12 protein-coding genes are annotated in these 13,295 nt (G+C 32.1%); all 12 read right to left on the minus strand.

The annotated features are described in order from the left end of the window. Positions 1-77: 77 nt before the first annotated feature. The 12 genes from VCM39_RS14220 to VCM39_RS14275 all read right to left on the minus strand — a co-directional run bounded on the left by VCM39_RS14220 (position 78) and on the right by VCM39_RS14275 (position 13,284). On the minus strand, positions 78-1,232 hold the full coding sequence (locus tag VCM39_RS14220) for a 6-bladed beta-propeller (RefSeq protein ID WP_322934144.1): 1,155 nt from the start codon (positions 1,230-1,232) through the stop codon (positions 78-80). Positions 1,233-1,625: 393 nt separating this feature from the next. Then, positions 1,626-2,780, minus strand: coding sequence for a 6-bladed beta-propeller (locus VCM39_RS14225; RefSeq protein WP_322934145.1), 1,155 nt, complete (start codon positions 2,778-2,780; stop codon positions 1,626-1,628). Positions 2,781-2,838: 58 nt separating this feature from the next. Continuing rightward, entirely contained in the window at positions 2,839-3,570 is a 732-nt protein-coding gene (gene lepB, locus VCM39_RS14230) for a signal peptidase I (protein ID WP_322934146.1), read from the minus strand. A gap of 123 nt (positions 3,571-3,693) precedes the next feature. Further along, entirely contained in the window at positions 3,694-4,311 is a 618-nt protein-coding gene (locus VCM39_RS14235) for a hypothetical protein (RefSeq protein WP_322934147.1), read from the minus strand. Continuing rightward, positions 4,298-5,521 (minus strand): 6-bladed beta-propeller, encoded by a 1,224-nt coding sequence (locus VCM39_RS14240; protein WP_320970728.1) that lies wholly within the window; start codon positions 5,519-5,521, stop codon positions 4,298-4,300. The genes VCM39_RS14235 and VCM39_RS14240 overlap by 14 nt, the downstream gene beginning before the upstream one ends. Before the next feature lie 2 nt (positions 5,522-5,523). Continuing rightward, the gene (locus tag VCM39_RS14245) at positions 5,524-5,892 is read right to left on the minus strand and encodes a hypothetical protein (protein ID WP_322934148.1); all 369 of its coding nucleotides are present in this window, start codon (positions 5,890-5,892) and stop codon (positions 5,524-5,526) included. A gap of 266 nt (positions 5,893-6,158) precedes the next feature. Then, positions 6,159-6,449, minus strand: a complete 291-nt coding sequence (locus VCM39_RS14250) for a DUF1573 domain-containing protein (protein ID WP_322934149.1) — start codon at positions 6,447-6,449, stop codon at positions 6,159-6,161. Positions 6,450-6,538: 89 nt separating this feature from the next. Next, positions 6,539-7,708, minus strand: coding sequence for a 6-bladed beta-propeller (locus VCM39_RS14255; RefSeq protein WP_322934150.1), 1,170 nt, complete (start codon positions 7,706-7,708; stop codon positions 6,539-6,541). 115 nt (positions 7,709-7,823) lie between these two features. After that, positions 7,824-8,222: a hypothetical protein gene (locus tag VCM39_RS14260; RefSeq protein ID WP_322934151.1), complete on the minus strand. Its 399-nt coding sequence runs from the start codon at positions 8,220-8,222 to the stop codon at positions 7,824-7,826. 17 nt (positions 8,223-8,239) lie between these two features. Next, positions 8,240-10,027, minus strand: a complete 1,788-nt coding sequence (locus VCM39_RS14265) for an O-antigen ligase family protein (protein ID WP_322934152.1) — start codon at positions 10,025-10,027, stop codon at positions 8,240-8,242. Between the two features lie 36 nt (positions 10,028-10,063). Next, the gene (locus VCM39_RS14270) at positions 10,064-11,971 is read right to left on the minus strand and encodes a transglutaminase domain-containing protein (protein WP_322934153.1); all 1,908 of its coding nucleotides are present in this window, start codon (positions 11,969-11,971) and stop codon (positions 10,064-10,066) included. Positions 11,972-12,384: 413 nt separating this feature from the next. Beyond that, complete coding sequence (locus tag VCM39_RS14275; protein WP_322934154.1) at positions 12,385-13,284, minus strand: hypothetical protein; 900 nt, start codon at positions 13,282-13,284, stop codon at positions 12,385-12,387. Positions 13,285-13,295: the final 11 nt, after the last annotated feature.

The following is a 13,295-nucleotide window of genomic DNA, read 5'->3' on the forward strand; positions in this document are numbered from 1 at the left end:
TTAGAAATTATTTGTTAGGAGTAAAATATCCCATTTATATTTCGTCTTAGCTATTACTACACTTCATTTATAAACAGCTACTCCAGTTCATAAATAAGTAAACAAGGATTATCATCCTCCTTCAAATCTTTGATAGCATCCTGAAAGATTCCATTTTTAATACTGCCTTTATACTCAAGAAGCTTTTCAGCTCCAACAAAAGCTATAAATTTATTGTCATAAGTGTAAATAACAGGATAAAAAGGAATTTCTCCAGACGCATCATCATACTCATATATATAATAGTCTCCTTTCCGATCCAATTTATCAAATACAAAATACCCCATAATAATTCCATTCAAAAAAGTCAGGATTATTTTCTCTTTTGTTTCATAAATACCATTAAAACCAGTAAAGTAACCTTCCTCCCACAAATCATAAAGTTCTGCGCTATAAGTTTGTTTTTTGTCATTTCTGATTTGATATTTAGAAGCCATTTTCCGAGGTGTTTCTACAATATACTTAGGCTCAAAAGTGCGCGAAGATGCAGAATAATTATAGATGGTATCACACAATGGAAGAATGATATTAGCCCCATTTTCTGTTGCAGCAATAGGGTGTCTTGAAAAGCTATAAATATAATTATTTGTCATGATAGGTGCGTATGAAAAATATTTTCCAATAAGCTCTTTCTTATTCATATCAATTAATGAATATGCTATACTCTCTTTTATCCCCATCATATTGAATAACATCAACGTATTATCATCCATCAACAATGTATTATTACAATTCAACAAAGTATTCGGAGACATAGAGATAGTTGAAATATACTTACCATCAAAAGAATAATTGAGCAATACATTCTTGTAGCTATCTATTAGAACTACCATTTGCTCAACTGCATTGATATAAAAAGTATTAAGCACCAAATATTCATTTGGAGCTTCCCCCTTTTTTCCTATTTGATTTTTAAAATTACCATTACGGTCAAAAACATATAAGTTTTCAGATCCATTTAAAATAAATATAAGCGAGTCATTCATTTCCATTTGCTTAATATTTGTAATGAAACTCTCTATATTTGTTTCTAACTTGATTATATCCGTCACTTTATAAGAAGGAGGAGTTTCCAATGCCTCACCAGAACAATTGGAACACCTTAGTACCTCTATGTTTTGCTGTTTAGAGCCATGACATGCTGCCAAAACGAAACAACAGATAACCCAAATTTTTCCTATATCCCATCTCATAAGTAAACGATTCTTTTATTAATATAAACAATAGAGCTTTATTCGTGCTTAGTTAGTTTCTCGTATCCTTCTTTATTAATTGAGAAATCACACTACTACAAAAATAGCAGAAGGTAATGAATATGTATATACTGATCCTTGCCAAATACGTATCTGTATGTGCTATATGATTGAAAAATACACATTGGGCAAGAATGGACACATACAATAGTGCCATATTATTACGGTAAATACTATAGATGGAAATATTATAGATAAATTTCTTCATAAAGAACAATGTATAAAGTCGAATATAAAAATTGCATAATAAGGTAAAAGCATACAAGAAGATTTGCACAATTCAAGACGATTTCACATTAATAATTATAAACAGACTAATTATCTTAGTTTTCACTACTTCAATTTTTGAATAAAAACTATGGGATTCTTTTCTTCTACTTTCCAATGAGACCAATCTTTAAAACGTTGACGTAGGTCTTCCGAATAAAAATCAGCACTATCAAGATATTCTTCACTAAAGTATTCTATATAGTCAGCTGGATAACATTGAATAATTTTTTCATCTTGTACTACATAACTATCATTTGAAGCTTGCAGAAACAGACCTCCTAACTTATTATTAACCATCCTTTTGACAGTTTGCATACTACCTCTTTTTTTATCATAAATAGTCGTATAATCATTATGAGAATCACCATGTAATAAAAAAAGATATGATTGAGACTGATGTACCCTTGCAAGTGTCACATAATTCTCATTAATCGTAGTCTGTAAAGCCTTTCTTCCATCTCGATAAAGTACTTCTTTAGGAATATCTTTTTTACCAAAATCAATCCGAAAAGATGGATAGATTTCTCTATTCGTAACAGTATAAATAATATCATAGGGCCAGAAGTAAATAATAGCTTCATTTTTCAATTTAGCATGATAAGAATCAACAATCCATCCTTGATTATTTTGACGTTTTTCAAAAGGTAAATACATTTCATATTTATCCGCATCTTCCAGATCAATCGAAAAGAGATGATAATAACCATTTTTAGAGTAGCCACCGTCATTTACCAAATAGAGCTTATTATCCAACTCAAACATATCTGAACCCCAAATTGCCGATACATCTTTATCACGTACAAATTCACCGGAAACGTTATAAAAGAAAAGACGATTTATCGTATGATCAAATATAATTATATCAGTATTATGTACAGTAAAACTTGTAATATTGGTATATTCTCCCGGACCATTACCCAAAGAATGAACTTTGGTTACTAATTTTCCTGATAAGTCAAAAACAAAAATACTTTTACTGATATTATCAGCAATATAAATCAGGTTATTCTGATAAAGTAACTTAGTCACCTCTCCTATTATGCAATCATCCCGGACTTCTAAAGGTATCATTAAAATGCTATCCTCCACCATTGACGAATAATCAAATCTATCTACGATATTATCCCAATCTATTTGCAGAACTGTCAGATTACTCTCATTACTATATTTTATTTTTTTTCCACAGCCTACAAGAAAAATAATCGAAAGAAAAAACACGTATTTTTTTTATATTCATAATCATATTTTATAAGTTCAATTGTATTTTTCTCTTCAATTACAATTTCTTGAAAATCCTTTCCCAACGTATCTTATTAGTTTTTACATCTTTCGAGAACCAAATGAATTGTCCAACTCCCAAAATAAAATCATCAGGCAATAATCCCCAAAAACGAGAATCATATGAATCAGAGGTATGATCTCCTTGCATAAAGTAATAATCGTGTAGGAAACGATATTCATTTACTATTGAATCATTCAAATATACACTCCCACCCTCTAATTTTAAATTTTGTCCTGTTTCATACTCTATACATTTATGATACTGTTTATAATTAATAGAATCAATCGCCATGACATCTCCTTTTTGGGGAAGATATATACTGTGTTCTCTATTGTTCCACTGCCAACAATATGTAGTTCCAGGTATTGCGACACACCGTTTGCAATAGAAAGTTTTCATACTAAGTTTCATGCGCCTTTTACTTTCCGAATATGGGAAGTTAAACACAACAACATCATTCCGTTTTATAGAGCGTATTCCTTTTTTTCGATGAACAATAAGACGATCTTCATGTAGAGAATCAGTCATAAACACCCTACGACCAGGTATTTGTAATGAGACGCAAATATAATCTCCTCTGAACAAAGTAGGAGACATAGAATATGTGGGAATTACACAAGAAGCAATCCAATACATTCTCAGAAATATATAGAATTGAAATAATACAAACAAGCAGAACAATACATATCCCGCTCCTTTAAACTTTTGTTTTAAGGATTCACTCATACGACTATATACTGTTTTCAGTTATATATGCAGAAAAAACGAGTTGTGTACAAGGTAATAATACATAAATAATTCAATCATTATTAATTATATATCATCATTATACACAACTCTTAAAAGATATTATTTCAATTGATTAACCTGTTCTATAGAACCAATTAATAATTTTTCAATATATGATTCTGTCATTTTAGAATAATCCGAACATGGAAAAAAAACATGTCTTACTTGATTATTAGCATCAAATATAGCCATATATCTCCATGATACACTATCCTTGTCCACAGGAAAGGGTATAATCTCTTTTGATACATTAATGTAATTAAAATCAGCTAAAACACTTTGCATCCTAATCCGATCATCTCTAGTATCCTCAAAAGCTGGTAATATTAAGATCTTATCACGACCAATTTTTCTTATATACTTTAATAATAATAATAGATCTTCCTGTATGCAAGAATTGCACATATTGGGGGAAAATCGATATATTAATAGCGGTCTAGAGTTTACAACATCAGTATTTGAAGTTAATAAACCTTCAATATTATCTAACATTTTTCCTTCATAAGAGAGCATAATTTGCTGCCAAAATATTTTTTCCAAAATGATGATACTATCCTGAAGATTCTGTTTTATTATGCCATTTTCCGTACATTTACCCTTTTTCCATGTGCATCCATATGACAAATAAATAAAACTAACTATCAATAAAATCAAATATAGAATCTTATTTTTTTTCATAATAAATCAATATGGGATTAGCATCTATAAACAAGTTTTGTAGTGCTCCGATCTCTTTTACACTCTTATTTATTTTACCTTCTTTCAATAATTCGATAAGCCTCTCCATATCCCGAGGAGAAATATAAGAATACTGCCCATCGGCATCACCCCAAAGAGGAATAGGACAAACGCCCATACCATGCTGTTCTTCTGTAAATGTCAAATCATCATACATTCTCTCAGTCAGGGAAAAATGTTTTGTTTTTTTATTATAAAATATAGTATGAACAAAATTTTTTATATCAAAAGAAAATTGAACATAATCTCCCCATTCGACATAGTGATGTACATTCCTTATCACCTCTAAAGACATCAAAGAATTTGAAGGATTCCAATCTTTTTGATTACGTAAAGATGTTAATAGTTCTTTGGTCACAAAAGAATTCGACTTTATATTCATGTAACAAGAGATTTCCCCACTTTTTATTTGCATAATACTATTCATAAACATTTGGCGGTATCTAATTTCTTTATTATATGACTTATAAAACAACCCCTCACCAGAAAAAATAAGATCTAAATAACCACTATTATACTTGTTAACAGACATCCATTTATTACATATTTTTCCTGTCAATGAATCTATTTCTTGAAGTAAATAGGTATTTTGATTCTTTCTACCATAAGCATCAGTATAAATTTTTCCATCCAAAATTGCAATATAGCGGCTTATTGTAGATCCATTCAATCTAAGCGAATGACTGAACTCCATAGTAGGTAAAAAATAGTAATTTATTCTTTGACTGTCAAAATCAAATACATACAACAAATTTCCATCAATACCAAAATCTGTTGGCGATACATATTCGCCGGGACCATTCCCAATTGCCCCAACCATACCAATATATTTTCCTGTCCGATGAAACATTTGTAACTTCTTGGTCACAACAGCATCCAGAATAAAAAGGGTATCACTCTTTACCAACAATTGATTAATTCTACCTATCAAAGATTCTTTATTCGTTTCCAAAGGAATAAGATTCGATTTATCAAACACTTCCGACATTCTTATCAACTTTCGACATTCGGCTGTATCAAGATCTAGAATGAATGAACTGTCATTCAGAGAAACATCTGACAATACTAACGATGCGTTTTTTTCTTTACTTCCCTTACAGGCCACAACAATCATTTGTAGCACTATAAAAAATATAAATACTCGTCCCATTTTTAAAAGAAAGAACAACCTGAAATATCCGTTCTATCAGTAAACCCACACTGCTTTCCTTCGCAATCAAAATAATAAACATAATACCCAGGATAACAATTAGAAAACAATCCTTTATTACATTCTCGAGTATGCCATTCTGACACTTTATGATTTTTACCACATCCCATACACTCTCCATTAACCATTTGCACCTCTACATAGGTTGTCATCGTTAAACAATTCCAAAAGTTACCACCTTCTTCGTGTTCACCACTAATAGCTTCAATATTAACCAAAGTCAAATCATGAGATCGGGTTGTTTTCAACATAATCTTTACATTTAAAACAGCTACCACACACAATACAATCGCTAAAGCGACAATTTTCATTTTAATTGTTTTTTTTAGTTAATTACAATATAATAGTTCTCTAAGGAAAACTCTCATCTCTTCCCTCATTTCATCAATAGCAACTGAATGTATCTTGAGTACTTTAGTTAACACTATTTGAGCCATTTGCTCAGCTTTAAATTTATCAAATAAATAAGGTTCCCATATAATTTAGCCAATAAATAATAAGGATATAATCGATTTGGCAGCAGGTTTAATGATTCTTTATAACAATGTGACGACACTTTTCTTAAAACAACTACCATTTAATCATATACCCGACTTTTAATCAACAGATGAAACGGAGATTCATAATCAACCAAATAAATAAACAAATTTTGTTCTGTATAACCTGTATCCATAGGCTTGTATACTATTACTATCATCGTTGAATCATTTGGTTCTATCATTTGCTTTTTAGAATAAGCAATCAAACATCCACATGGAGTCTTTATATAATCAATATTAATTGCCTTATCCTCTAAATTTACACAACTTACGCGCCTTTCTATACTGTCTCCTATTGTGATTTTCCCTAAATCCAGAATTGATTCCATTTTGATTTTAGGAGAACGGTTAGTACCATTACAACAACTCGAAAATAAAATTCCAGTTATTATTTTAATTAAAAAAAGGTTCCTCATATTCAATGTATATAATAAAATGCCAAAATAGGATTATCTTCTTCTTTTATCTTTTTTAAAAATTCTTTTTCCTCAATTGTATATTCATATTTATCTCGAACATTGAGAAGCTCTTCAGAAGGAATAACACGTATCAGGGCATCATTAGTAGCTGCAATTATGTTATCTAAACTTTTCACAGGATCCATATTTATATAATTCTTTATATAATATCCTTTTTGCTTTTTAATATTCCAATAAATTTTATATTCATCAGTCCCTAAATAATAAGGAAAATATAGTAATTCATCAGTTGCATACAATTCTAAAATTCCAGGAGAAAATCCTTTCTTTTTCAATAAAGTAGCTGCTTCAAGAGCTATTTCAAAAGAATTAACCTCTTTAAATGTATTACTCTCCACATGCTTTAAACTACTATTAAATATGTATTTCGGATAAAAGCCATCCTTTGAAGTATATTGGTAAATAGTATCCGACAGATAGGTAACAGCGTAACAATCAGTTTTATTACATGCCACTTTTTGATCTTTAAAAACAAGATTTAAAAAACCTGTAGCACAATATGGTAAATATTCACCTTTTAGATTATACTTACCAGCACCAAGGACCTTATAGTTATATCTTACCGATGAATTATTAAACATGGTTAATATTATATCACCATCTCGTACATAGGAAAGATTTGTAAAATCAGAAAATAGACGATCACTACAATTTAAAATTTCGAGCAAATCACCTCTGTACGAATATTTAAACATCTTCGACTTGGACATATCATAAATAAAAACAGCTTTTTCTATTGAGTCTATATAGAAGTCAACAAAAGTCAATAATTCCGTAGGTCCAGCTCCTATTTTTCCTATTGAATTTAAAAAATGACCTGTTATCAAATCAAAAACGTATAACTTATGATTAGAATCTTTTATAAAAAGAAAGTTTTCATCTACAATAATTTTTTCAATCCATTTAATAAGACAATCATCAATAGTTTCCAACCTTAATAAACGATATTTATTCAAGTGATTATTACTACTTGTAAATGGATCTATTTTCTCTAAAGTAGAAAGTTCAATAGGAATAATATCTGAAGTATTATGTATTTTAGATTCTCTAAATGAACAAGAACTAAAATTTAATAATACGATTAATAATATGAATATTTTAGATTTCATTACTGAATATTTTACAAGAAAGTAGGCGTTAGGTATTCTAATATTCATTCCTTTTGTACAATCTTAGCCAAAATTCCAATGATAAAATAAATACCTAACCCCATCCTTAACATTATTAATAATATTGAAGTCCCTTTTCCAAATGTGATTTAAGACAGCAATTAGGCTTGCTATCTTTACAATCTGGGAATCCTACAGTGGCATTAATAGAGACCTCCAAACCTATTTGTATCCATCGGCCTTTATAGGAAAACCCTCCTTTTGCTTTTATCCCAGGCGTTACTACTTGTATAACATAAGACTCAGCCTGCTCGCGATTATACTTATAAATATCGCAATCAGAAACCCCATGTTCGTCTTTATTGATCCCCCCTTCAGGATCTTCATCAAGCGTTCCTATTCTACTCAGTGTTAGATCATACGTTTTTTTTGCAGCTAACGCAACTTTCACATTTAACGCAGCTACTCCACTTAGTGCAACTGCCAAAGCGATAAATCGAATCTGTTTTTTCATTTTTCTTTTTTTAGTTGTTAATAATTTTGTAATATATTACTTAATAAAGCTTCCATTTCTAATCTCATTTCGTCAACTGCCCGAGAATGAACTTTTGGCTTTTTCCTCAACACGATCTCAGCCATCTGCTTAGCCTTATCTTTGTTGAAAAAGTCTGGCTCGATATAGAGCTTAGCTAATAAATAATAAGGATAAAGTCGATTAGGCAACAAATTTGCTGATTCTTTAAAACATCTTTCTGCTTCTCTATATTTAGCATTTAATTGATACGTTTTGCCTTGTACATTCCATAAGCTTACATTACAAGATACCAACTTTGCCCGTTCAAGTACATCACAAGCTTCATCATATTTCTTCTGAGCAGAAAGGATTTGAGCATAGTTAAAAAGAAAATCCACATTATATTTCATCTCTGCGTAAAGTTCACTATAGCCTATTGACGCCTCATCAAAGGCTTTATGAATTCGTAAAATATTAAATTGATTCCACTTTTTTGCAACTGTTTTCACATGCCATAAATAAGAAAAAGATATAATAGAACTAAATAATATAAATACAGTTAGAAAAGAAATACCAATCTTTTGTGTATTTATGTACACTGAATTAGAGTCCGAGACACATATAGCGAGTAATAACACTCCTGCTATTCCAAATGGTAAGAGCTGAAAAGGATAAGAAAACAACGAAAATACAAATAAAGCCAAAAGAGCAGCACACGAACCATACTCTTTATTAAAAAAACCTTTACGTAAACATATTATAAATAAAACAACCATCAATAACAATAAAAGAATACCTCCTTCTAAACAAGCCTGTAAACACTCATTAAAAGCATATTCGGGCGAACCAGCTACATGCGCTTCTATAGAACTATTATTTCCCGACGCAAAATAGGCTATTTGTTCACGGCCGTATATCATAGAAAAGCTACCCGGTCCATATCCCCAAAGAGGCTGATTTTGAATAGCTTTATATGTGTTTTTCCAGATAAATAACCTACCATTAGCAGAATCCTCTTTCATTTGAAAAAGAAATAAAAAGAATACAATCAAAAGTCCAACACTCAATATAGATAGTAAAATAGTCTTTTCCCAATGCAAACAAGCATACGATTTTATTTTACAAAGCCAATTCTTATGTATGAATAAGCAACACATACAACTAATAAGTAAAGCTAACCAAGCTGATCGACTCATCCCAGCTGGTAAAATGATGATCATTATTGAAAATGCAAATAACCATAGATACCGTATCTTTCCCTGACTTGATAATAACTGATTGAAACCAATAGGAAATAACATTGCTATATATCCGGAATAAGGTCCTGGATTATAAAATGGACCAGTAATAGGAAACAAATTATGATTTGATTTTTCAAATCCATATAATTGTAATAACCCCCAAATAGCCAGTACACAGCCTATGCCTACAAAACCACCTAACAAAATACTCCTTGAAATGGACAAATTAGATAATATAATACGCGCTGCAAACCATAGTAATAGAAGTAATGCAGCATATATAATTTTCCAATTAGCCAATTGAAGTTCGTAATCGTAACGGGCAGCATAATACGCTACTATAATGACAAAAAGAAAATCAGAAAAAATGAAATGAAAACCTTGATTGCCCTTTCTTAGAAAACATGAAAAGACAGCTACAATAGCAACGACTACAACACCTATAGACATAGGTAAAAGCTGAAAATAGTTATCATCCATTTCAAAACGAATGAAAGTACTACAAGCAACTATGCAGAAAGCAACAGTAACAATAAGAGATAATATAATTTTCTTTAATGCCATATTGTCAATAGAAATCAATTATAAAATTCTTTCTTTTTAAGGAAACACCTGCTTCCCATTCTCTATATAAAACACCTTCTCTTCTTTTCCCCGGGTCAAATCCCGAAGGTGAAACAAAGCCCCTTTGGGTACTTTATCAAAAATAAGAGTGTCTTTCACAGCCTTTTGTTTATCAACATAAACCCACCCTTCATTTCCAGCTTGATAGCGTAGTTCATAGACATCTCCTATCCGAATAAAATTGTCATCATTACGGGGGATATATACCATGCGGTCTATAAGTACTTCTTTACCGAAGTCCATCGTAATATAGCTTCCCTTTTTTCGCGAGAGAAATAGTGTCAGAGGGTCATGATCCATGCACAACGGTAATTCATCAGCAGGAGGCTGACCCTCATAATCACTTTCATAAATGTCAATGGCTTTGAGAGGCTGATCTTTGTAATAAAAGTTGAGATCGGCAATCTCGACAAAGAGATCGTCGGGAGCAACGTAACGAATATAACGGCACTTTCTTGGAATATCGAAGTGCACCGTGTTTATATTCACTTTCGGTGTATCGACGATGTGATATAATAGTAGTTTGTGTTGAAAATCCTTAGATAAAGAACTATAAATTTTGGCCCCTACCACTTTCGTCATATGATTGGCTATACGAGGATAGAGAGGACATTTGCGTGTCACTATGATACGTTCACTTTGATTCTTATCCGGAACAAAGGTGATTGACGAATCTCCCTTCAAAGTGAAAGGATGTCCGGTCTGCCGATATCTCTTCCCATCAAAATAAAGAGGTTGGTAGGCGATATCAGATTCTATGTTATGGAATACAGCTTTACCGTCGACTACTTTTGCCATATCTACAGCAACCCATCTGCGGGGACTGAAAATACCAAGATACATATATTCTTCCGATTCGTCTTCCGAAGGAACTTCATACTGAGTCTGGAAGTACTCCTTACTGACATCCAATCTAAAAAGATCTTTAAAATAAGAGGGTACCTTAGGATTATGTATCATTCCTTCATAGGGTTCGGGCTGCATACCAAAACAGGCTCGAAGTACTTTTCCCCTTTTCCTACCATCATCATACCGATCACCTCTGACAGCATCTTTCTCTGTAAACCAAAACGGGACATAGAGATGTGTAGTATCTAAAACAACATTCCAGGTATGGCTTGCCAGATGATCCGGAGAAAAGGGAAGTTCATCTACTGCAACAGGGATTCCTAAGGAACGTAATACATATACCAGAAAATCACAGGAGTCTATGCACTTACCTACCCGATGTTTCAATAAGAATTGTGCTCCCAAGTGAGGAAGATTCAAATTACGATTGAATATGAATTTTTCGTCTCTCAGGTGTTGCCCAATCACATTGGAGGCTTTTATAACATCAGAACCTGTGTATACCGAATCGAGCAGAAAAGAAAACTTTTCACGATAGATACTTCTCCAGTTCTCTAATGGCTCATTGTCTATTCGATAGGGAAGAATCAACTCACAAAATTCATCAAACGAAACATATTTGTTCCAAGGGCGTTTCTCCCATTCTTCAAAAGCCAATTCTATATTCTCTATCAGATAATCAGCAGTGATAACATGTGCATCATATATTTTAGGGAGATGGTTATAGGTGAAGCCTTTCAGAGGATTCACCTTTTCGTCCGGTAATTTACCCTCTTTATCCACACTGGCTTTAATAGCTTTAATACTATCCAGTACGTGTCCGGTATAACTAAAGTATCGAGGCATATTTTCGATAAGGAAACAACAGGCTTTCAATTTAAGAGAATCATCTTTATAATAGGTTAAGACTTTCTCTAACTCCGAACGGTTATCGCCGGCAAAAGCCAAAGCGTATTCCAAACGTTGGTTTGTTTCTTTACACGAACTGAAGAGAAAAGAAAATATCGTGATAAAGACAGGTAGTATTTTAATCATTGCGTCTTTCATAAGTAAATAACTGTTGACGCAAAGATAGGAGAAGACAATGAATACATATATATCTATCCTCGCCCAATAGGTATGTAATTATACCAAACATCAAAAACATACAAATTAGGCGGAAACAGATATATCATTTTTTCAATATATCGGGGATAGATTCTTTATATTACAAAAGTACGTATTTAAGTATGTGTTAATTACCTATTTAATACATCGTTAAAATGCATACTTTATACGCATAAAGTACGTACTTTTTAACGTGTTGTATTACAGATATATATAATAGATAGACTCTTTTTATATATAAAAACAAGTGTGGGATACTCACGCACCCCACACCCCAACCAATCGTGTATTAATCTATACAAATCAAATCTAATTACTACAATTTAGAAAACATGTAAGATTTAGGAATTTCGTATTATCGAATAAGATGAAACAATGTTCCATACTTTTCTATTATTCTCTGACATTTCTTTTTTCAATTTTTCTGAAATAGCCTCTAACTCACGTACAGAAAGTTTAGAAGCTGCTGTTATTTCCTTTTGCAATTGGTCCAGAGAAAAGTATTCATCCAATTCTCCACCTACATTGCCTAAGAAGTGGTTATGATATTGTTCTACTACATTGGCAGAAGTCAACAAACCACCCGATCCATAATCACCAATAACGATAACAGGCTTTTTATGCAAAGCTCCTTGCAGAGCCACATATTTATGACCTATTACAAGACTGGCATTTTGTATCAATGTATCTAACTCAAATTCTTCACGTACAGTTACATGAGATGCATATCCTATATCATAAAGTTCCTGTTCTCCCGAATAAATGATATTAATCTTATATTGAGTCAGTGTGTTCAAAACGATAAATGTTCTTAATGCCGAACGCCCATTACCCACTCCAACAAGAATAGTTGGCTTTGAATACGGATATTTAAGATACCTGTCCACTTCTCCGTTCCACGGAAAAGGAAGAGCTGTAACACAACTATCACAGGAATAAGTTTTTTCCGGTGCAATGAGCAGTAAATGTTCATACTGCGCAGCACCTTCTATAAACTCATCTTCATAATCATCTGCCAAGATCGAATAAACAATTGGAATGGCAGGGCGTAATGTCTGTATTTTCTCATAACCTCTTCTATTAAAAGCAAAGGCAAGATTATAAGAAAGCCACATCTCCTTGGCAACATCGCCTGCCATATCCACTTGATAACGTCCATCTTTCAACAGCTTTATCAAACCTTCACAGGTCTTTTGCTGTGTATATGTGTTGCAACAAGCAGAAAATAGAATTTTCCTCATATCATATTTAT

The organism is Bacteroides mucinivorans (assembly GCF_034654355.2).
Classification (GTDB): domain Bacteria; phylum Bacteroidota; class Bacteroidia; order Bacteroidales; family Bacteroidaceae; genus Bacteroides; species Bacteroides nordii.